Raw genomic sequence first — 21,562 nt, 5'->3', positions numbered from 1 at the left:
CATGGAATTTAAAGACTTCCCGATGCTATCCGAAGATGTGCTGACGCTCTCTACGGATGAACGCATCGATACCCTTCAGGCTGGTCAGGCAATTTTCCTGCAGAGCTATCAGGATGAATGGCTGGCAGCACAGGGCGACGTATGCATCAGAGTCAAATGCTCTGCGGCTGATCATGGCCTGTTTAGCCGCTTGGTACTGCGTGATCAGACCCGTTGGCTGCTGACTGGTAAACAAGGCGGCAAGCTCCTGATGCAGTATTGCGCACCTGTCGAAGTGTCCGCCATGCAACTTGAACTGGGTGTCGACGAGTTGCTTGCCGATGAGCTCTACACCAAGCAGGAGATTGCCGATAACAGCATCGACCTTGCCTGCCGCTGGTTCGCAGAGCAGTTTCAGGTGAGCGGGCTGTCCGAAGGTGACTGGCTCAGCGTCGCCAGGTTTAGCAACAGCACCTCCAGAGGTAGTTTCCAGTTGCTGGGCAAGGGCTGGCGCGCCGATGTGGAACAGCGGCAGGACCGTGGGCTGCTGATCAAACGTGTTACTCGCCACTCTCGTCGTGACAGTGCATTTTCATTGCTGATTGGCCAGTTTGAATTTCGTGACGCCTCTGTCGCAACGTCTCTCAACAGCGCCAGTCAGCAAGCGTTGTTGGATGCCGCTTTACGCGATAACGCCAGCTATCTGGAGTTGTGGAACCTCTACAACGATAAAGAGTGGCAGGGTGAGTTGATGAAGGCAGAGACCTTACGTTCTCTGCGTTATGTGCATTGTCAAGGGGATGAAGAAGGGCGTGAAAATATTTGGCGTCTGACGCCGAAATCTCAAGACGACTATAGAGAGTTCAGAGAGCGCTGGCGCAATCTTGAGTTGGCCGCTGATACCCAAGTTGACCTAGGTGATGAGCGACCTGACTGGTTGGAAGAGCTTTCCACTGAGGAAACGAAGACAGCTGCAAAAGTACCAAGAGGTACCATACGGTTCGAGCCCGATTGTGTGGTTTTCAAACCGGCCTCTAGTAAGCGTGACGTTCGTCCAAAGCAGGGCGAAGGGTGGCTGTATCTGTCATTGGCTGGCCAGCGCTCTGTAGGCAAGCGCCGTCTTGCTGCCAAACAATCGATTGACTCAGGCAAGCGACTGCCGCAATTGAAATGGCTGCTGGAGGGAGTGGCGGTGCCTGCGGCAAGGCGCCGGACCATCGAAGGACTTACACCTTATGTGCTGGAGGCCTTTAAGGGGGGGAAGCCTACAGAGAGGCAAAAGCTGGCTCTGGTAAGCGCACTTAATACCCCTGATCTCGCGATCATTATCGGCCCGCCTGGTACAGGGAAGACGCAGGTAATTGCGGCATTGCAACGCCGTCTGGCCGAGGTGGCAGAGGAGCGGAATATAGCCTCGCAGGTTTTGATCAGCAGCTTTCAGCACGATGCGGTCGACAACGCGCTGGATCGCAGCGATGTCTTCGGGTTGCCCGGGGCTCGTGTGGGCGGTAAGCGCGGTACCCATGATGAGGCGGCGCTGATTGATCCATGGCTGGAGCGGCAAGCGGCCCACTTGCAAGAGAAGATAGCCGCAGAGTATTGCAAGTACCCTGAACTGGAACTGGTAAGGGGGCTATCAGTCAAGCTGGCACTCGCTCGAGTTTCAGGTGCATTACCCGCTCAACAAGCTCAAGCATTCGAGAGCATTCTGGATGGTTTACGCGACTTGGATCAGCGAGGCGTGGTATTGCCGCCCAAGCTTGAAAGCCAGCTTGAGGACTATGTCGCGAAGTTAAAGCAACAGGCGCCGAGCCCTACCGGGAGCCGGCTGGATGTCCAGGCCTTGCGACATATCCGAGCACTGCGTGTCAAGACATCCTCATTCGCCGACGATGGCCCGGATCGAGCCTGGGATCTGCTCAACTGGTTGAGGCGCCACGGTCAGAACTGCCGCGCCGAGCTACTGGCCTTGCTGCAAGAGGCGGCAGACAGCTCTGAGCTGGCTGAGCCGACCCTGCATGCACTCGCAGATTGCCAGACCAGCCTGCTCGAGCAGTATTTGCCGGACTATCGGCCTGCAGAACTGAAGCGTCAGGCGGACCCCGAAGGTCTGGCTCTGCTGGACGATATCGACCGACATCTGGAGGGCAAGCTTCGGCAGCGCAAGCAAGGCGTTGCCTGGGTGCTGGAGCAACTTGCCGATGGCTTGGCAGTTGATCGCCATGCAGCCAAGGCCGTGGTCAACGAATACTCCATGGTAGTGGGAGCAACCTGTCAGCAATCGGCTGGTAGGCAGATGGCAAGTCTGAAGTCGGTGGCGGGCTTCGATAGCACCGAAATCGAATTCGATACCGTGGTCATCGACGAGGCCGCTCGTGCCAACCCCTTGGACCTGTTTGTGCCGATGGCCATGGCCAAACGTCGCATCGTCTTGGTGGGGGATGACCGGCAGCTACCGCACATGCTCGAGCCAGACATTGAGGGGAAGTTGCAAGAGGAACATGCCCTGACAGAGCTGCAACTTGCTGCGTTTCGGTCCAGCTTGTTCGAGCGCATGCGCATAAAGCTGCGGGATTTGGATGTGCCGGGCTCGATTCCTCGGGTGGTGATGCTGAATACCCAGTTCCGTATGCATCCGATACTAGGCGATTTCATCAGCAAGCAGTTCTACGAGTCTGTTGGCCTGGAAGTCCTCGATTCTGGTAAGGGGGCGGAAGAGTTTGCTTTCACTCGCGAGTTTCTCGACGGTCTGGGCCTATCGGCAGAGCATTATCGCGGACATGTTTGTCAGTGGCTCGACGTCCCTGCAGCGCAAGGCCGGGATCAGCACCGGGAAGGCACCCGCAGCCGAATCAGGGAAAGCGAAGCTAAACGCATTGCTGAGGAAGTTGTAAAGCTGCTGAGGGCCGGTGGCGATGTCTTGTCGATTGGCATCATTACCTTTTATGCGGCACAGCGAGATCTGATCATGGAGAAGCTTGCCCAGCATCAGATCGACGGTGTGCCGTTGATGGAGCGACGTGACGGCACATACGAGCCACATGAGCACTTCAAATGGGCCAGAAAGGTCCGCAGTGACGGAACGGTTAGTGTCGAAGAGCGTCTGCGCGTCGGGTCTGTCGATGCTTTCCAAGGCAAGGAATTTGATGTGGTGCTGCTGTCGTGTGTTCGTACTCACCAGCAAATGAAGGCGGGTAATGATGCTGGCGATCAAGCGCTTGATCATGAACAACAGCTGAACCGCCAGTTTGGCTTTCTACGATTACCAAACCGTATGAACGTGGCAATGAGTCGTCAAAGGCAAATGCTGATCTGTGTGGGAGATGCGAGTTTGGCGACCAGTCCGGATGCCGAGGTAGCGGTGCCGGCCTTAGCCGCGTTGTATAAACTTTGCGGAGGTGAGCATGGCTGTATTCGCTGAGACCCGCTCATATCTGAAGTTTGGCGCGGCTCCAAGAGGGGCTAAAAAGCCTGTCCTCTGGCCGGTTTTAGTGCATCGCGTGCTATACCCCGAGGCTAAACGGCCTTTGCTGAATCTTTTTCAGCGTGCAGTGTTTGGTCTTATCCGTGCGCGTACCAGCCATCCCGAGATCATTGCCGAGCTAACCGGACTTCATCTGAATTTGATCAAGCTGGTGCTTGCACAGGGCATTAGCAATGGGTGGTTAGTTGATGGTGCGAGTGCGCTGACTCCCAAGGGCGAAAAGACCCTGAATGATGAGGCGGAAGGCGATGGCAACCTTAAATCTGGCTACTTGCTACAAGACGCTCTGACCGGAAAGTTCTGGCCGCGGTTGATTGCAGAGATCAATCAGGTCGAGCCCAGAGATCCTTTGGCTCGGTATCCAGAGTTCACGGATGAAAGAAAAACCGGTCGTACGATCAAACCCTTCATGATCCCAAGCGGGAAATCCGACTTACCAGCCCTTGATCACGAATCCTTGATGCTGGCTTACCGGGATTATCGGGAAGACTATCGAGCCAACCAACAACTTGACCAGGGTAGTTGGGTACCTAGGCAAATCAGTCTGCAGGGGGGGCAGCGACTTGATGATGCTCCTCAATCAGCGCGGGTTCTGGTTTGGATAACGGGGGATGCTTCCGGCCTTGAACTGTGGTCAGTCAGGGATCCGTTTGAGCTCCGAGAAAATGCCTGGTGGCTGCAGAGCACTCTGCGGCAGGTGATCGATCGTGACCCAAAACTGTTGGCCCGATTGGAGTCATTAGTGGGTATGGCGCGTGCGGACGATCAGACGGTGGAGCAGTGGCTGGAGGCAGTGCGTAAGCAGGCTGAGCTGCAGGTTCTCGTCGAATTCCCCTGGGTGGAACGCCAGCCCGATATCAAACGCCATTTAGCTGCACTACTAGTACGCAACGAGAAGCTTCATCAAGGTGATAGCCACGACCAAGAGTTGGACGCGGCGCTGATGGAGTGTCAGAAGCTACTGGAGGTCGTCATGCAGTGGCTGATTCGCACATATCCAGCGAACGTAGGGCAGTTACCAAAACTGCAGAGACCCGACCAGAAGCTCAATCAACGGATTCTCTTAGCGCTGCAGATCCCGGCCTTCACCGAGGGTGTTATCAGGCTGCTGGCTAGACAGAAGATTGATCAGGTTATCTGGGCTTGCTCTAAACCTGAGTCCTCTCTTAAAGCGCTCACTTTTGCCGCAGCCATAGGCACTCTTAATACGCCGCAGCATCCGCTCATGGTGTTGGGTGATCGTGACCTTCAGCTGGATAAGCTTTTAGATCTTGCTGATCTGCGAAATCGAAGTAGTCACGCCCAGAGCAGCTTTACCGGACGAGAAACAACACAACTCACCCGTCAGATGGCGCTGGACAGCATTCAGTACGCCCTGAGCTTCACTGCATGTTTTAAGGAATGGATGTAATGGGGAAGAAGAATTCGAACAAATTTGGCCCGCAACAGATTCCGGCGGCGGTACCAGTCATGGCCGGAGCCTCACGTCCTTCGTTGGAAAAGCTAGTTCCTGTATGGAGCGCTTCATTCGAGAGCGCATCCAAGGTTTACCAGTCGTTCGATATGAGCCTGGATATCCAGATCGATCCGGACTGGTTGCATAGCGTATGCGAGCGTTTTCATGGCGATACCAATCTGGCTCGTTGGATTGAGCAGTTTGCGGATGTGTGCAGGGAGCTGGTGAAGTTCAAGGAGCGCCTGTATGACGAATATGCCGAGCGCTGGGACGCGGCCAATATAATCGCTTCGGATGCTGAAGTGAGCAAGCAGGCTGTAACGAATCAGCAGCAAGCGCTTGAGACTGCAAGCGTAGCCTTAGAGCGTGATAGGGCCGATCTGGCGAGTGAGCAGCAGGTATTTGCCAAGAAGAAGTCGGAGCAACTGGATACTGAGCGCTCGCTGAGTCTGCGTGAAGCAAACGCGCAAGCCGATTTCTTCGAGCAAAACGAAGAAGCGTTACGCCAGCTTGAGGATCGTAAGCGTCAGCTGACTCAGCAATATGAGGCTCAACTGCAGCAGTTGCAGGAGGAGAAACGCGAGCTGGATAGCGAGCTTTCTCAGGCAGCTCGGCGTCTGGCCGAGGTCAAGTTCAACTGCACTGAGGGGGAGGCCGAACGTATCAGGCAGTTGGATCAGCGTGAGCACGAAATCAAGCAAAGCAAAATGGAGCTAGATCGTGCGCGTAGCAGGCTTGATCGCGAGTGGGCTGACATCAAGGCTGCAGAGGATGGGCTGGAGCAGCGTATCGCCGCTGAAATGGATGTGGAGCGTGTCAGCCATGCCCAAGACATTTCCAGGCTAGAGCGCCAGCGTGACAACGCCTGGAATAAAGCCGAAGAATTGAAGGAGAAGTGGGCAGAGATTCAGGAACTCAGGCAGGCACTGGGTGAGCAATCGGGGGCTGAGATTCTTGAGCAGTTGGAAACCTTGAGGCAGAACAATAGAGCCCTGAAGCGTGATCTTGAACAGTCTGACGCCACCGAGCTGCACAGAGAAAATGAATATCTGCGGAGCAGCAAAGCTGATCTGGAGCGGGATATCTCAGTTATCCGGCCTGAGCTCGATGAGTTGCGGCGAGAGATGAGCAGCAAGCGCGTTGCCTCGACTGAATTGGAGGCTGTCGCGCGGGAGAAACGTGTGCTGGAACAGCATAAAAACACGCTGGCTGTGCATATTGATGACCTTGAAAGCCGAATCCAGCAACTGACCAACTCCCAGAAAACTCAGACACCCTTCCCGGCCATGTCGCTTATGGATTCCGACCGTGAGTACAGGGCCAGGATGGAGTTGGATGAGGTGCCTGACCTCAAGGTCTTTGCCGAGCAGTTGCAGCACCGTATTGCCCGGGCAGAAGAGCATGTAGAGCTGTTCTACCCCCTCGAAGATATCCGAGTATTGCTCGGCGGCTTGGCCATGAGCCAGTTGCATGTATTCCAGGGTATCAGCGGTACAGGCAAAACGAGCTTGGCCAAGGCTTTCACCAAAGCGATGGGTGGTTTTTGCACAGACATTGCCGTGCAGGCTGGCTGGCGTGATCGAGATGATCTGCTCGGCCATTACAACGCTTTTGAGCGGCGGTTTTATGAGAAGGATTGCCTGCAGGCGCTGTACAAAGCGCAGACACCTCGTTGGCAGGACACCTGCAACGTCATCCTGCTGGATGAGATGAATCTCTCGCGTCCAGAACAATACTTTGCCGAGTTTCTCTCGGCGCTGGAAAAGAACAACCGGGGCGAGCGCTTGATCAGCCTTTCCGAGACGGCGCTTCCCAATGCTCCCGCCATGCTGAGCGAAGGGCGAAAGATCCTGGTTCCAGAGAACGTGTGGTTCATCGGTACAGCCAACCACGACGAAACCACCAATGAACTGGCTGACAAGACGTATGATCGTGCTCATGTCATGACGCTGCCTAAGCAGGATCATCGCTTTGAAATCAAGGGAATGGAGCCGGCAAGCTACTCCTATCGCTCACTGCGCAAAGCGTTTACCAAGGCTCGGGCAGACCATAAGGAGGAGGTTGTAGAGTTGCTGCAGCGCTTGACGGGGGATGCCTTCACTGAGCAATTGGGAAGCCGGTTCGCGTTGGGATGGGGCAACCGTTTTGAAAAGCAGGCGTTGGATTTCATTCCGGTGATGCTGGCATGCGGTGCTTCTTCGGGCGAGGCGCTGGATCACTTGTTGTCTACACGCGTCATGCGTCAGGGTAAGGTCACAGGCCGCTACAACGTAGGGGTTGAAGCAGTCAGAAACTTGAGAGGCGCCTTAGAAGACTTCTGGATTGAAGCTGGCCTTGATGGCGAGCCGCAGAAGTCAATCGAATTGCTGGATGCGGATATTCGACGCTTGGACGGTCGACACTGATGTGGCTCGACCGACTCACTGGCGAGCAGTCTCGGCAGCTACCAGAAATCATTGAGCCAGGCCGTTATCAGCACACTGGTAATGGGCCAGCCTTCAATGGGCACACGCCGGTTTTTACAGGCGTTCTAGTGAGTGATGGAGGCGAACGCTGCCAACTGGGCAATGAGGTGCACTCTTTCTCTTTATCCCCGCAAGCGCAATCTGCGGAAATAGAGACGTTGTGCAAAGCCGTAGCGGCGATTGATGTTGGCCTGTCTCAGGATCCGTTGATGTCTCCGCTGATGCCGGCGGCGATCATTGATACCCAGAGTAATCTTCTGCCGTTTGAGGAGTATTTGCTTGATGTGGTGAAACAAGGTCACCTGCATCAAATTTCTCAGAGGCCACGGCTGGATCTTCACTACGAGGATGAGGTCGCCGATGTCGCACGGGCACGTAGGTTGGCTAAAGGGGCCTTGGTTCATCTGGCATCCCATTCGGAGCTCTGGCAACGGCAGACACTTAGCGGAGTGATCCCCAAGAAGGTTTTGGCACGATTCAGCGAGGATGACTACGGTATTTACGAAAACCGTATTTACGCCCGGTTGCTTGATAAAACCGAACGCCATCTACAGGGACGCCTGTCAGCGCTCAAGGGGTTGCAGGCAACCTTGGATCAGGCGCTGAAGTTCTATGAATCTGAAGGCGTTGATTTTCGTCTTTCTCGCGAGGTTTGCCGACTCTGGGGGATGACATTTGACCAAGCTGCGACCAGTAGGCTTTCTGAGTTGTTGAGCCAAACGTTGGGAACTCTTGAGTATTTGCACCGAGTCATTTCGGAGTTGCAGCAGAGTGGTGTGTACCTGTTGGTCAGCCGGCAAGCCCAGGTCGTGGGTGCGCTGCATTTGACCAACATCCTGAGTCATGACCCGCATTATCGGCATCTAGCGTTACTCTGGGATCTTCTGGAGCAAACGACGGTGGCTACTCGCAGCAGTCCTGAAGAGCTGTTCAGTCATAATCAGTATTTGGCTGATGCTTACTCACGTTATGCCGGTCTAGTGCTGCGTCATGCGCTACGCCCATATCTGCCTGAGCAAGACGAGGGCATATGGGCGGGCAGATGTATACGTCTCCAGCAGAGCGGGTTGGATTGGCAATTGGTCAGCGTTGTTTCAGGTGAGCATGCTTCTGAGGAAGTTCTTCTCACTGTAGTGCCATGGTTAACTGATGCGCATTTGTTGGATGAAACTCTGCAGCTTTCTCTGGAGAGATTCATCGCCTGGCCTGCTATTGTGCAGGAGCCTCAACAGGCTGCATATCAGGGGCAGTGGATTGCTCTATCACCATCTGACATGTACTGCGTGGAGCGCTTTGGCCAGCTCGTTGATACAGTCCTTTACCGTATGGTTTTGCAGTCGTACGGGCAGCCGTTAACTAAGATTCCGATGAAGGCATTGGCTTTGGCTGACGGTATCAAAGGGTTGCATGTTGACCGCCAGAATCACGCACTGGAGCTTAGGGAAGCTATCTCCAAAGACTCGATTGCTGTGCTCAAAGATGCTCTCGTTACTGCTAACTCTTCTCGGCAAGCGGAAGCTCTGGAGCGACATAATCAAGAAATCATCGCCTTGGAAAAATGCCCAGTTTGTGAAGCTAAGGCTGATGTCTTTTTTCAAAGTCCTATCGGCTTCCGAGCTAACTGCGGTAAATGTGGCACTGAACGCTACCTGCGGCGTGAGGGTACACAACTTGTATTTGACCAAACCGTTTCAGGTCGCAAGGGCTTTGTTGCTCTCGGCCGCAGAGCATTCTCTTTAGATGTTTCGCGGATTGCAGCATCAACTGGCTTGAGATGAGCAGGGGAATGCCAGAGTTGGGTTGGGATATCTATCACCGCCTCCACCTCGCCTTGGTCGTGCACATGTCTTTCGGTGCGCGTCCAGCCGAGTCAGCTCCCAACCCCACAGCGCTAAGACATGTGCCCCGCACAGTTTCGGCAATGCCAAGTTGTCCGGTGGTTGAATAACATTAGAACGAACATTGATCCTACTTGAAGTGGAGTAACTGGATGGACCGTGAAGAGTTAGAGCAGTGGGTTCAGTTCAGGATTTTGAAGAGGTTCGACGTTTTGGTCGATTGCTCCTATCTGGAGACTTCCCTCCTTAAGAAGCTGGCGAACAGACTGCCCCGCACCACTGGCGAAAACTTGACCTATGCCGCTTGGTGTGAGCAGGTGTTCGGCTCAGGGCTTCGCCCGCGGGTTGCCATCAACCATAAGGAGGTTGTGGGCCAAACGCGCCTTAGCTCAATGGGTCTGGGTTTGGCCAGCGAGCTTCGCCGCCAGCAACGGACCCTCAAGGAGTTGCAATCCAGGTTGGATCAAAGCTTGGAGGAGCGGTCAGCTTCTCTTGAAGCTGCTCCCACTCCGCTACCCGCTATCGAAACCAGGGAGTCATGGGGCTGGCGCAACTTTTACGCAGGCGGATGGCGGGGTTTGCGTCGGTTGCTGGGCAAGGTTGAGAATGTCGGATATGGGCATATATTCGATTACCAAGGCGCGACCAATCGAGACTATAGGGTCGAGCTGATCGAGCTAGTCCGATCTACGCTCGCTGATGCTGCGCAAGTAGGATTCGGTGTGAATGCAATGTTTCCAGCTGAGAAAATCGAAGATGTCGCTGTTGCGGCCAGAGTTTTCTATAGCAGCCCGGGAGAGGCGCCGAGGTATTCCGTGGGGAGTTTCGTCGTAAACGAGATGCCGACCGATATCTTGCATCTGACGGATAGCTTCCATCAGCAAGCGTCAGAAGAAGTGCGCGATGAGAAAGCCTCCCTTTTCGTGGAAGTTTACGAGCTTGGAACCGCACCGCCTTTGGGCGACGCGGTGCAACACTTCATTCACTACCTCCAGAAGCTCTTTCAAGCTCTGGCGAAGTCCGCTGATAGCGTTCCAAGGGGTGTTCTGCGCGAAAAGATCCTGCTGAGTCTTATGCTCTCGATCTCCGCACCTAACTGCTCTCTCGAGCCATCTCTAGCAGACCTGCATTGGCCATCATGGCGATCACCGTATGACGATGACTGGAACATCAGTGAAGAGCAAAAATTTGACCTGGATCCAGGGAGGATAGTGGATATGTTTATCGCCAAGTTGAGCAGCCTGCGTTTCTGACAAGCCTTGCCACAACTGTTTTGGGCAATGTTGAGTCTTGCGCCCCCAGGCCTTAGGCCTAGCACCTCAAGCCGCCAATGAGGGCTTGGTGTATGTGGAAGGCGCGTTGGGCTGAGCCAATTGCAGGGATGGATACATCCTCTCAGCTCTTCCAGCCCACATAGCTAGTAGTCAAAGGCATACTCAGCGCATAAGCCGCATGGGATAGGGAGGCACGGTTTAGGCACAGAATTGGCACAGCTCAAAACAAAAGGCCCTAGGTTTTCACCTAAGGCCTTGTTTTGTATGGTGCACCAGGCGGGATTCGAACCCACGACCACTGCCTTCGGAGGGCAGTACTCTATCCAGCTGAGCTACTGGTGCGACGCGGGCGCCATAATACTCATCTGCGTGTCGCCCGTCCATGCTGCTGATTCGTCAGGTGTTTATTGGTGCGTTATGGGCTATTAATGGTGGCCGGGTGAAAAAGCCGTAAAATATAGCCGCTTGTTCTTTTTTTCGAACAGGCTATTGTCCTTTACCCCCTTTGACCCTAGGATTCGTTTGAGATTTCAAACGCTCTTGTCTGAGTGCTAAACCGCACGGCTAACTCTTTGTGCGTTTTCTAGATACTTTGGCAGTGAATGACTTCCTGACGGCAGCCTTCTATGGCGCCTTTCTACTTTTAATAATTCGCTCCGCGCCTGCGCGGTGCTGTTAAGGAAAGCCCACATGCAGCTCAAAGACGCACAGTTGTTCCGCCAACAAGCCTATATCGATGGTGCTTGGGTTGATGCGGACGGTGGCCAGACAATTAAGGTCAACAACCCGGCTACCGGTGAAATCATCGGTACAGTGCCAAAAATGGGCGCGGTTGAAACCCGTCGTGCCATTGAAGCCGCTGACAATGCGTTGCCCGCTTGGCGTGCACTGACCGCCAAAGAGCGTGCAAACAAGCTGCGTCGCTGGTTTGAGCTGCTGATCGAAAACCAGGACGACCTTGGTCGCCTCATGACCCTGGAACAAGGCAAGCCTCTGGCCGAAGCCAAGGGCGAAATCGTTTACGCCGCTTCGTTCATCGAGTGGTTCGCCGAAGAAGCCAAGCGCGTTTATGGTGACGTGATCCCGGGCCATCAGCCAGACAAGCGTCTGATCGTGATCAAACAACCGATTGGCGTGACCGCTGCCATTACTCCGTGGAATTTCCCTGCGGCCATGATCACCCGTAAAGCGGGCCCGGCCTTGGCTGCTGGCTGCACCATGGTGATCAAGCCTGCTTCGCAAACTCCGTTCTCGGCGTTGGCACTGGTTGAGCTGGCACACCGTGCCGGCATCCCTAAAGGCGTGCTGAGCGTTGTGACCGGTAGTGCGGGTGACATTGGCGGCGAGCTGACCAGCAACCCGATCGTGCGCAAACTGTCTTTCACGGGCTCGACCGAAATCGGTCGTCAACTGATGGCCGAATGCGCCAAAGACATTAAGAAAGTGTCGCTGGAACTGGGCGGCAACGCACCTTTCATCGTGTTTGACGACGCGGACCTGGATAAGGCCGTCGAAGGCGCGATCATTTCCAAATACCGCAACAACGGCCAGACCTGTGTTTGCGCAAATCGGCTCTACATTCAGGATTCGGTCTACGACGCGTTCGCTGAAAAACTGAAAGTGGCCGTGGCCAAACTCAAGATCGGCAACGGTCTGGACGAAGGCACCACCACAGGCCCCCTGATTGACGACAAGGCCGTGGCCAAGGTCAAAGAGCACATCGCTGACGCACTGAGCAAAGGCGCCACTCTGCTGACTGGCGGCAACAGCCTGGAAGGCAGCTTCTTCGAGCCGACCATTCTGATCAACGTGCCGAAAAACGCAGCCGTGGCGAAGGAAGAAACCTTCGGTCCGCTGGCGCCACTGTTCCGCTTCAAAGACGAAGCTGAAGTGATCGCAATGGCCAACGACACCGAGTTCGGTCTGGCGTCGTACTTCTATGCCCGCGACTTGAGCCGTGTGTTCCGTGTGGCTGAAGCCCTGGAATACGGCATGGTGGGTGTAAACACCGGCCTGATCTCCAACGAAGTCGCGCCGTTCGGCGGGATCAAGGCTTCGGGCCTGGGCCGTGAAGGCTCGAAGTACGGCATCGAAGATTATCTGGAAATCAAATATCTCTGCCTGGGCATCTAAACCCGGCGGGTGGTTCAAGCAGAGGGGGCACGAGAGCGATGCTTCCCCTGCGTTTCAAACTGTTAATTTTTGTGGCCGGGAGCGCCATGCCAGTCGATCATCGCATGCTGGCCTGTTGTCTTCCCGGCGCGTCAGCCTTGAACCACGCCGCTTGATGAGCGGCGAATGAGGAACACCATGAGCAACAAGACCAACGCATCCCTGATGAAACGCCGTGAAGCTGCTGTCCCGCGCGGTGTTGGCCAGATCCACCCGATCTTTGCCGAGTCAGCGAAGAACGCCACCGTAACTGACGTTGAAGGTCGTGAGTTTATCGACTTTGCAGGCGGTATCGCGGTACTGAACACCGGTCACCTGCACCCGAAAATCATTGCTGCGGTGCAAGAGCAACTGACCAAACTGACCCACACCTGCTTCCAGGTACTGGCTTACGAGCCGTACGTTGAACTGTGCGAAAAGATCAACGCCAAAGTGCCGGGCAATTTCGACAAGAAAACCCTGTTGGTCACCACCGGTTCTGAAGCCGTAGAAAACGCGGTGAAAATTGCCCGCGCTGCTACAGGCCGTGCTGGCGTGATCGCGTTCACTGGCGCGTACCACGGTCGCACCATGATGACCCTGGGCCTGACCGGCAAAGTCGTACCGTACTCGGCAGGCATGGGCCTGATGCCAGGCGGCATCTTCCGCGCTCTGTTCCCGTGCGAAATGCATGGCGTCTCGGTTGTCGATTCCATCGCCAGCATCGAACGCATCTTCAAAAACGATGCCGAGCCTAAAGACATCGCAGCCATCATCATCGAGCCGGTACAGGGCGAAGGTGGTTTCTACGTGGCGCCCAAAGCGTTCATGGCCCGCCTGCGCGAACTGTGCGACAAGCACGGCATCTTGCTGATCGCTGACGAAGTGCAAACCGGCGCTGGCCGTACTGGCACCTTCTTCGCCATGGAACAGATGGGCGTTACTGCCGACCTGACCACCTTCGCCAAATCCATTGCGGGCGGCTTCCCGTTGGCCGGTGTGTGTGGCAAGGCTGAATACATGGACGCCATTGCACCAGGCGGTCTGGGCGGCACCTATGCTGGTAGCCCGATTGCTTGCGCAGCTGCCCTGGCAGTGCTTGAGGTGTTTGAAGAGGAACACCTGCTGGATCGCTGCAAAGAAGTTGGCGAGCGTCTGGTCACTGGCCTCAAGGCCATTCAGGCCAAGTACCCCGTGATCGGTGACGTGCGTGCGCTGGGTGCGATGATCGCGGTCGAGCTGTTCGAAGGCGGCGACTCCCACAAGCCAAACGCGGCTGCAGTGGCGCAAGTGGTTGCCAAGGCTCGCGATAAAGGTTTGATCCTGCTGTCGTGCGGCACTTACGGCAACGTCCTGCGTGTGCTGGTTCCACTGACTTCGCCAAACGAGCAGTTGGACAAAGGCCTGGCCATCATCGAAGAGTGCTTCGCTGAACTGGCTTGAGTCCACCCTTGAGGGTGTGATCTGAGACACAAAAAAACCGCTTCGGCGGTTTTTTTGCGTTTGAACTATCTGTTTGGGTGATTTTTTCTGTAACCCCGTACGGCCTTTGACTAAGGTGCAGGCATTGTGCGGAGAGAAAATTGGATGACGGTTGTAGATTTAAGCGCGGTGCCCACTGTATTGATCGCCGAGGCCGACCCCTGGACTCAGGACTTGCTCAAGCAGGTGGTGCTGACGGTACGTTGTGATGCTCAGCTGGATGTATGTGGGGATGGTCAGCAGGCGCTCGCGCAGTTGAGCAAAAAACACTACGGACTTGTGATTGCTGATCGTGATTTGCCCGGAGTCAGCGGCCTGGATTTGTTGCGCACTGTGCGTCAGCGCCGGGCTGTTCCAGCGCAGCCTTTTATTTTGCTGAGTGCGCGCAATGACAGCGCGAGTGTGCGCGAAGCATTGCCACTGGCACCCACGGCCTACCTGACGACACCGCTGGACATTGCCGGCCTGACCAGGCGCCTCAAGGGGCTGCTGCTGACCGCGGGGCAAGAGATTTCGTGCGAAGTGCCGGCACTGGTCCCCGGCATGACCCTCAAGCGGTTTCTGGAGCAGCACCGAGCCTCTTCAGATGGCGCGCCGCTTCTGGTGGATGCGCAGTCGGCGCTCAACAGCAGCCTCACTCCCGAGGGGTTGGACCTTGCACTGCTAGAGCAGGCCGTACGCACTGACCCACAAATTACCGCGGTCATGATTGCGGCGGCCAACAGCGCTGCACAGCACCGCATTGACCCTGCCCAGACACTTGCCCAAGCGTTGCAGTTGCTCGGACCTGCGCAGAGCATGAACCTTGTCCTTGGGCTGACGCTAAAGCGCAGCGCGCAACTGACGGACCCTTGCCTGGCGGATTACGCCGAACAGCAGTGGGCTGTGTCATTGCGTACGGCGCAGTATGGTTTTGAGCTGGCGGGCATGCTTAACCTAGATCAAGAGCGTTGCTACTGTGCCGGGTTGTTGCATCGGTTGGGCGATCTGGCCTTGTTGCGCAGCCTTGAGGCGTGGCAGCAGGCCGGTGGCGAGCTCGACACCCTTGCCATTGACGCGTCATTGAGCGAATTCGGAGCCGCCTACGGCTCGGCCTTGCGCACGCGCTGGCGTTTGCCGCTGGAGTTGCGTGAGTTGATAGCGGCGATTTATCACTTGGGTGGCGGAGTGTATTCACGCGAAGCGCTGGTGATGAGTCTGGCGGCGCAAGTCGCCAATCTGGAATCGGAAGAGGGGATTGCCGAGGTGGCTGGCGGGAAGACGGCTCGCTTGTTGCGAGTAGGCATGTCGCAGCTTTTGCAGTTGATCGATAAACCGTAACGGTGGGAGCGGGCTTGCTCGCGATTCAGGCGTCGCGGTTTGTCAGGCAAACCGCGGTGATTGCATCGCGAGCAAGCCCGCTCCCACCTGATCGGTGGAGGCGGGGCCAGTCTTTAAACCGCCGCAGGTCGCAGCGAGTAGGTCTTGAGCTGGTGAGCAAATTCGCGCAGCGACTGAATCCCGCTGGCTTCTGCTTCGTGTATCCATTCCTTGATCGCTGCCAGCATGTCGTGACCATTGGTGCTGGTCTTGACCCAGATCTGTTGCAGGGCCAGGCGCTTCTCGTAAATCACTTTGAGCGAATGGCTATGCTCCAGCATCGTTTCGATACGCTGGTGATGACGCTCTTCAAGCAGGCTGGTCTCACGGGAAAGCAGGCGCTTGGCACGGCGGAACTGGTGGCGCACCGAGTGATCGACCTTGGCCAGCTCTTGCTGAACCAGAGGCGCAATGACCAGCTTTCGGTACTGCGCCATGATCTGGAAACGGTTGTTGAGGATCGCCATCGCGGTGTCCATGTCCAGATTGCCTTTGCCTTCCACCCGATGGGCAATTGGCGCGACACGCTGCACCTTGGCCAGACGCAAAAAGCTGAAGACTTTTATCCAGGCCCAGCCCAGGTCGAACTCCCATTTCTTGACCGACAGCTTGGCCGAGTTGGGGTAGGTGTGATGGTTGTTGTGCAGCTCTTCGCCGCCAATGATGATGCCCCACGGCACCAGATTGGTGGCCGCGTCGCGGCACTCAAAGTTGCGATAACCCACTGCATGGCCCAGACCGTTGACCACGCCTGCAGCCCATACCGGGATCCACATCATCTGGATGGCCCAGATGGTCAGGCCGATGGCGCCGAACAGCAGCAGGTCGATGACCAGCATGATTGCCACACCCAGCATTTTGTAACGCGAATAAACATTTCGCTCAATCCAGTCTTCAGGGCAATTTTTGCCGTAAATACGCAATGTCTCAGGATTTTGAGCTTCTTCGCGATACAGCTCTGCACCTTTTCGCAAAACGGTCGATAACCCTTTGATAACCGGGCTGTGCGGGTCATCAACGGTTTCGCATTTGGCGTGGTGTTTGCGGTGGATGGCTGTCCACTCACGGGTGTTCTGTGCCGTGGTCAACCAAAGCCAGAAGCGGAAAAAGTGTTTCAGGCCACCGTTGAGCTCCAGCGAGCGATGGGCTGAGTAGCGGTGTAGATAAACCGTGACACCGATAATGGTCACGTGGGTCATCAACAGAGTGACTGCCACCAGTTGCCAGGCCGACAAGTCGAGAAAACCGTTGTACCACATAGGCTGTTTGGCCCTCGGGAAGATGAAAAAAACTGCAACACGCATTATCACCATGCAGCCAGATAAAACCAGTCGCCCTTTCAGATAAGAGTGCCTGGATGTTTCTTACACTATAATTCCCATTTTTTTGTAGGTGCTTTATCTTTCTTATGTCCGTTTCCTCTCGAGATGCCTTGCGTACGGCCTTGTTATACGGGCTGCTATCGGTTTTCTGGCTGCTGATAACTGATCATTTATTGAACAGTTATTTCGATGATTCAGCCCAGCTGGCGAAGTGGCAACTGATAAACGGCTATGTTTTTGCTCTGTTCAGTGCCGTGTTGATTTTTTTTGCCCGGGCTCGCCTGTTCGGTTTTTTGGGCATAAGCCCCGGCTTGAAGCGCCAGCGTCAGGACCAAGAACGCCTGCGCCAGGCAGCCGTGGTTTTTGACTGTACGCGCGAAGGAGTGCTGGTCAGCGACAGTCGCGGCGTGATTGTGCATGTGAACCGAGCGTTGGTTGAGATCACCGGCTATTCGGTCGAAGAGGTGCTGGGCCACCGACCGAACATGTTCAAGTCGGGTCGCCACGGTCCTGCATTCTATGAGGCGATGTTCAAGTCGATTGATGAAAGCGGTGACTGGCACGGGGAGATCTGGAACCGGCGCAAGAGTGGCGAGGTTTATCCGCAATGGCAGACAGTCCGCTCCATTACTGATGACAAGGGGCAGATCACTCACTATGTCGCAGTTTTTTCGGATATTTCGGCGATCAAGCACTCCCAGAACGAACTGGCACGACTGGTTCACCATGATCCGCTGACAGACTTGCCCAATCGGCTGTTGTTTACTGACCGTACCGAGCAGGCCCTGGCGTTTGCGCAACGCCATGAGACGGGTTGTGCGCTGCTGATGATCGACCTTGATCACTTCAAGATCATCAATGACAGCCTTGGCCATAACATCGGTGATCTTTTGCTCAAGGCAGTCGCTGATCGTTTGCTGAGGATATTTGGCAAGGGCTTCACGGTGGCCCGTCTGGGTGGCGATGAATTTGCCGTGCTGGTCGATAATTGCCCGCAAGTGGCTCATGCCGCCAATGCTGCGCAACAGGTCCTGGAAGTCATGAAGGGTGCATTCGATGTCGATAAACATCAGTTGTTTATCAGCGCCAGTATTGGCATCAGCGTGTTCCCCAAAGATGCATTGAACGCCGAGCAACTGTTGCGCAATGCCGACTCGGCCCTGTTCAAGGCTAAAAGCATCGGGCGTGAAGGCTACGCCTTGTACACCGAAGAGCTGACCGCCCATGCGCAATACCGTATCGAGGTAGCCGGTGATTTACGCCGCGCCCTGGAGCAGCAAGAACTGCGAGTGTATTACCAGCCGGTGCACGATCTGCACACCAGTCGCCTGATTGGTGTTGAAGCGTTGGTGCGCTGGGAGCATCCACTGCGGGGGCTGTTGTCGCCCGGAGAGTTTATTCCGATCGCCGAGCGCACCGGATTGATTGCAGAAATTGACGCCTGGGTGCTGGAGCAGGCCTGTTGGCAGATGGTTCAGTGGCAAGCGGCTGGCCTGAAATTGTCATTTGTGGCGGTGAACATTTCCAGCCGGTTATTTGCGCGACCTGAGTTGTACACGCTGGTTTCAACGGTACTGGCAGACACGGGGCTGGACCCATCGTTGCTGGAGCTGGAGGTGACCGAAAGTGCGGTGATGGATAACTCTCAAGTCGCACTGGAGCAGATGCATCGCCTTCGAGCGCTGGGTTTGCGCCTGGCCATCGATGATTTTGGTACCGGCTTTTCATCGTTGCTGCGACTCAAGCGATTACCTGTGCAGAAGCTGAAAATCGATCAGGGATTTGTCGCCGGGTTACCCGGTGACAATGATGATGTGGCGATCGTGCGCGCGGTTATCGCGCTAGGCCAAAGCATGGGCCTGCAGGTGCATGCCGAAGGGATAGAGCAAGTCGAGCAGGCGCGGTTCCTGCTCGACCTTAACTGCAACCTGGGTCAGGGCTACTGGTTCGGGCGTCCGATGCCGGCAAAGGAACTTGACTGGCAACGGGCACCTGCCATTCGCACCTGAGCTGTGGTTCAGTTCTTCTCTGGCGGCAACGTTGGCAGTGCACGCAGGGCGGTTTCATACCACTCGGTGTTGAAGGCGCGGTCTTCTTCGAGGATCGCGTCAATCTCCACGGCCAGCACGTGGGCCATCATCTGCAGAATGTCTTCACGCTCGTAGCCGACCAGCGTCAGCTTGTTGAACGTGGCTTTGGCGGCAGGCGGGTTGTCGCTTTCAATCTGGTTTTCAATGGCCTGAATCAGCGTGGACTCGGCAAACTCTTCTTCTTCGTTATCGATATCAACTGGCTCGCTCATGGCAGGCTCCTTAAGTAAAGACGGCCAGTCTAACGGTATTCAGCCTGATGATGCTGCTAGCCAGTCCAGTAACGAAGCTCTATAAGAGTCGCTGCCAACCCCTACACGGCCCGGAGGCTTTGTGATGCTCAAGCTTTATGGATTCTCAGTCAGTAACTACTACAACATGGTCAAACTGGCGCTGCTGGAGAAGGGCGTACCTTTTGAGGAAGTGCCGTTTTTTGCCGGTCAAAGCCCTGAGGCACTCGCCATCAGCCCCCGTGGCAAAGTTCCGGTACTGGGCGTTGAACAAGGTTACGTCAATGAAACCAGCGTGATCCTCGAGTACATCGAACAGACCCAGCCAGGCCCAAAACTGTTGCCGGTGGATCCGTTTGAGCGCGCTCAAGTGCTGGCGCTGGCCAAGGAAATCGAGCTGTACATCGAATTACCTGCACGCGCGTGCTACGCCGAAGCTTTCTTCGGCATGACAGTGCCGGAAGCGATCAAGGAAAAAGCGCGGACCGAGCTGCTGGAGGGCATGGCTTCATTGGGGCGTCACGGCAAGTTCGCACCTTATGTGGCGGGTGAAACCCTGAGTGTTGCGGATATTTACTTTGTCTTCAGCGTCAATCTGGCCTGTGCCGTAGGCCACAAGGTGTTTGGTCTGGACCTGCTGGCTGAAATGCCGGGGGCCAGGGCGTTGCTGGAGCGACTGGAGCAAAACCCGCACGTGCAAAAAATTGCCGCTGACAAAGAGGCCGCCATGCCGCAGTTTCTGGCCTGGATCAGCAGCAAGAAATAACGCGGGTAGTGGCGCTGAATAAAAAACGGGCACCCGAAGGTGCCCGTTTTTTTGTATTGCTCAGAAGTTAGCGGGTAGCCAACAACGCCTTGCCACGAACAACAGCTGCTTTCACTTGCGCGGGCGCGGTGCCGCCGATGTGATCGCGGGCATTGACCGAGCCTTCCAACGTCAGCACGGCAAACACGTCGTCTTCGATCTGATCGCTGAACTGGCGCAGTTCTTCGAGGCTCATTTCTGCCAGATCCTTGCCTGTCTCGACACCGTATTTAACGGCATGGCCGACGATTTCGTGGCAGTCACGGAACGGCAGGCCACGGCGAACCAGATAGTCGGCCAGGTCGGTGGCGGTCGAGAACCCGCGCAATGCCGCTTCACGCATGATTGCGTGCTTTGGCTTGATCGCCGGGATCATGTCGGCAAAGGCGCGCAACGAGTCGCGCAGGGTATCGGCTGCGTCGAACAGCGGCTCCTTGTCTTCCTGGTTGTCCTTGTTGTAGGCCAGCGGCTGGCCCTTCATCAGGGTCAACAGGCCCATCAGTGCACCGAATACACGGCCACTTTTGCCACGTACCAGTTCTGGCACGTCGGGGTTTTTCTTTTGCGGCATGATCGAGCTGCCGGTGCAGAAACGGTCCGGCAGATCGATGAACTGGAACTGCGCGCTGGTCCAGAGCACCAGTTCTTCGGAGAAGCGCGACAGGTGCATCATCGCAATGCTGGCCGCGGCGCAGAATTCGATGGCGAAGTCGCGATCGGACACGTTGTCCAGCGAGTTGCCGCCTACAGCGTCAAAGTTCAGCAGTTGAGCAGTGAACTCACGGTCGATCGGGTAAGTGGTACCCGCCAGTGCGGCGCTGCCCAGGGGCATGCGGTTGGTACGCTTGCGGCAGTCGACAAGACGTTCGTAGTCGCGGCTGAGCATCTCGAACCAGGCCAGCATGTGGTGACCGAATGTCACTGGCTGTGCCGTCTGCAGGTGCGTAAAGCCGGGCATGATGGTTTCAGCTTCGCGTTCGGCTTGGTCCAGCAGGCCTTTTTGCAGGCGGGTAATTTCGGCCAGGATCACGTCGATTTCATCACGCAACCACAGGCGGATATCGGTGGCTACCTGGTCGTTACGGCTGCGGCCAGTGTGCAGTTTTTTGCCAGTCACGCCGATGCGGTCGGTCAGACGCGCCTCGATGTTCATGTGCACATCTTCCAGATCGATGCGCCAGTCAAACGTGCCCGCTTCGATTTCGCTCTGGATGGACTTGAGGCCATCGATGATGCTGTCGCGCTCTGCATCGGTCAGTACGCCAACCTTGGCCAGCATGGTGGCGTGAGCCACGGAGCCCATGATGTCGTGGCGATAAAGGCGCTGGTCGAAAGTGACGGAGGCGGTGAAACGCGCAACGAAGGCGTCGACGGGTTCACTGAAGCGGCCGCCCCAGGACTGATTGGTCTTGTCGGTGCTCATGGATTCGCTCGTAATCGGCTGAGGGGGAGTTACACAAAAAGTTACCGCGGATCATAACAGGGTTGCCAATCAAGGCGTTGACGCAGGTCGGCAGGTTTTTGTGTGAAGTGCGGTATAAACAAAAATCCGAAACGAAATGTATCGTTTGAATACTTTCGTCTTGGCAACCGTCTACAGTTGGTCGTATGGATCAGTCGCTGCAGG

At 55.7% G+C, this 21,562-nt stretch carries 13 protein-coding genes and 1 tRNA gene; 10 read left to right on the top strand and 4 right to left on the bottom strand.

Annotated features, from left to right (window positions below):
- The first annotated feature begins 1 nt into the window (after position 1).
- The 5 genes from TU76_RS18450 to TU76_RS18430 all read left to right on the top strand — a co-directional run bounded on the left by TU76_RS18450 (position 2) and on the right by TU76_RS18430 (position 10,475).
- On the top strand, positions 2-3,400 hold the full coding sequence (locus tag TU76_RS18450) for a DEAD/DEAH box helicase (RefSeq protein ID WP_048352281.1): 3,399 nt from the start codon (positions 2-4) through the stop codon (positions 3,398-3,400).
- Positions 3,384-4,874 carry a hypothetical protein gene (locus TU76_RS18445; RefSeq protein ID WP_048352280.1) on the top strand — a complete coding sequence of 497 codons (1,491 nt, stop codon included), beginning with the start codon at positions 3,384-3,386 and terminating at the stop codon, positions 4,872-4,874. The genes TU76_RS18450 and TU76_RS18445 overlap by 17 nt, the downstream gene beginning before the upstream one ends.
- Positions 4,874-7,324 (top strand): AAA family ATPase, encoded by a 2,451-nt coding sequence (locus tag TU76_RS18440; protein WP_048352279.1) that lies wholly within the window; start codon positions 4,874-4,876, stop codon positions 7,322-7,324. The genes TU76_RS18445 and TU76_RS18440 overlap by 1 nt, the downstream gene beginning before the upstream one ends.
- Positions 7,324-9,162, top strand: a complete 1,839-nt coding sequence (locus TU76_RS18435; RefSeq protein WP_231984133.1) for a hypothetical protein — start codon at positions 7,324-7,326, stop codon at positions 9,160-9,162. Before TU76_RS18440 ends, TU76_RS18435 begins: the two co-directional genes overlap by 1 nt.
- A 212-nt stretch (positions 9,163-9,374) precedes the next feature.
- Complete coding sequence (locus TU76_RS18430) at positions 9,375-10,475, top strand: hypothetical protein (protein WP_048352278.1); 1,101 nt, start codon at positions 9,375-9,377, stop codon at positions 10,473-10,475.
- 286 nt (positions 10,476-10,761) lie between these two features.
- On the opposite strand, the gene TU76_RS18425 is transcribed toward TU76_RS18430, so the two are convergent.
- Positions 10,762-10,838, bottom strand: a tRNA-Arg gene (locus TU76_RS18425).
- Between the two features lie 348 nt (positions 10,839-11,186).
- Here TU76_RS18425 and gabD point away from each other — a divergent pair.
- The 3 genes from gabD to TU76_RS18410 all read left to right on the top strand — a co-directional run bounded on the left by gabD (position 11,187) and on the right by TU76_RS18410 (position 15,449).
- Positions 11,187-12,629: an NADP-dependent succinate-semialdehyde dehydrogenase gene (gene gabD / locus TU76_RS18420; protein WP_019824415.1), complete on the top strand. Its 1,443-nt coding sequence runs from the start codon at positions 11,187-11,189 to the stop codon at positions 12,627-12,629.
- A 177-nt stretch (positions 12,630-12,806) separates the two neighbouring features.
- A complete protein-coding gene (gene gabT, locus TU76_RS18415; RefSeq protein ID WP_048352277.1) occupies positions 12,807-14,090 on the top strand; it encodes a 4-aminobutyrate--2-oxoglutarate transaminase in 1,284 nt (427 codons plus the stop codon).
- 144 nt (positions 14,091-14,234) lie between these two features.
- The gene (locus TU76_RS18410) at positions 14,235-15,449 is read left to right on the top strand and encodes an HDOD domain-containing protein (protein ID WP_048352276.1); all 1,215 of its coding nucleotides are present in this window, start codon (positions 14,235-14,237) and stop codon (positions 15,447-15,449) included.
- A gap of 113 nt (positions 15,450-15,562) precedes the next feature.
- Here the strand turns inward: TU76_RS18410 and desA are convergent, their stop codons facing one another.
- Positions 15,563-16,747, bottom strand: coding sequence for a delta-9 fatty acid desaturase DesA (gene desA, locus TU76_RS18405; protein WP_019824421.1), 1,185 nt, complete (start codon positions 16,745-16,747; stop codon positions 15,563-15,565).
- 149 nt (positions 16,748-16,896) lie between these two features.
- Here desA and dibA point away from each other — a divergent pair, with 149 nt between their 5' ends.
- Positions 16,897-18,819 carry a phosphodiesterase DibA gene (dibA, locus tag TU76_RS18400; RefSeq protein ID WP_046808604.1) on the top strand — a complete coding sequence of 641 codons (1,923 nt, stop codon included), beginning with the start codon at positions 16,897-16,899 and terminating at the stop codon, positions 18,817-18,819.
- Positions 18,820-18,827: 8 nt separating this feature from the next.
- On the opposite strand, the gene TU76_RS18395 is transcribed toward dibA, so the two are convergent.
- Positions 18,828-19,112 (bottom strand): hypothetical protein, encoded by a 285-nt coding sequence (locus tag TU76_RS18395; RefSeq protein WP_019824424.1) that lies wholly within the window; start codon positions 19,110-19,112, stop codon positions 18,828-18,830.
- Between the two features lie 124 nt (positions 19,113-19,236).
- Here TU76_RS18395 and TU76_RS18390 point away from each other — a divergent pair, with 124 nt between their 5' ends.
- Positions 19,237-19,896, top strand: a complete 660-nt coding sequence (locus tag TU76_RS18390) for a glutathione S-transferase family protein (protein ID WP_019824426.1) — start codon at positions 19,237-19,239, stop codon at positions 19,894-19,896.
- Positions 19,897-19,963: 67 nt separating this feature from the next.
- On the opposite strand, the gene argH is transcribed toward TU76_RS18390, so the two are convergent.
- Positions 19,964-21,358, bottom strand: coding sequence for an argininosuccinate lyase (gene argH, locus TU76_RS18385; RefSeq protein ID WP_019824428.1), 1,395 nt, complete (start codon positions 21,356-21,358; stop codon positions 19,964-19,966).
- Between the last annotated feature and the right edge of the window lie 204 nt (positions 21,359-21,562).

It is taken from the genome of Pseudomonas psychrophila (genome assembly GCF_001043005.1).
Lineage (GTDB): Bacteria > Pseudomonadota > Gammaproteobacteria > Pseudomonadales > Pseudomonadaceae > Aquipseudomonas > Aquipseudomonas psychrophila.
The sequence above is the reverse complement of the archived record's forward strand: the minus strand, read 5'-3'. Positions and strand labels throughout refer to the sequence as shown.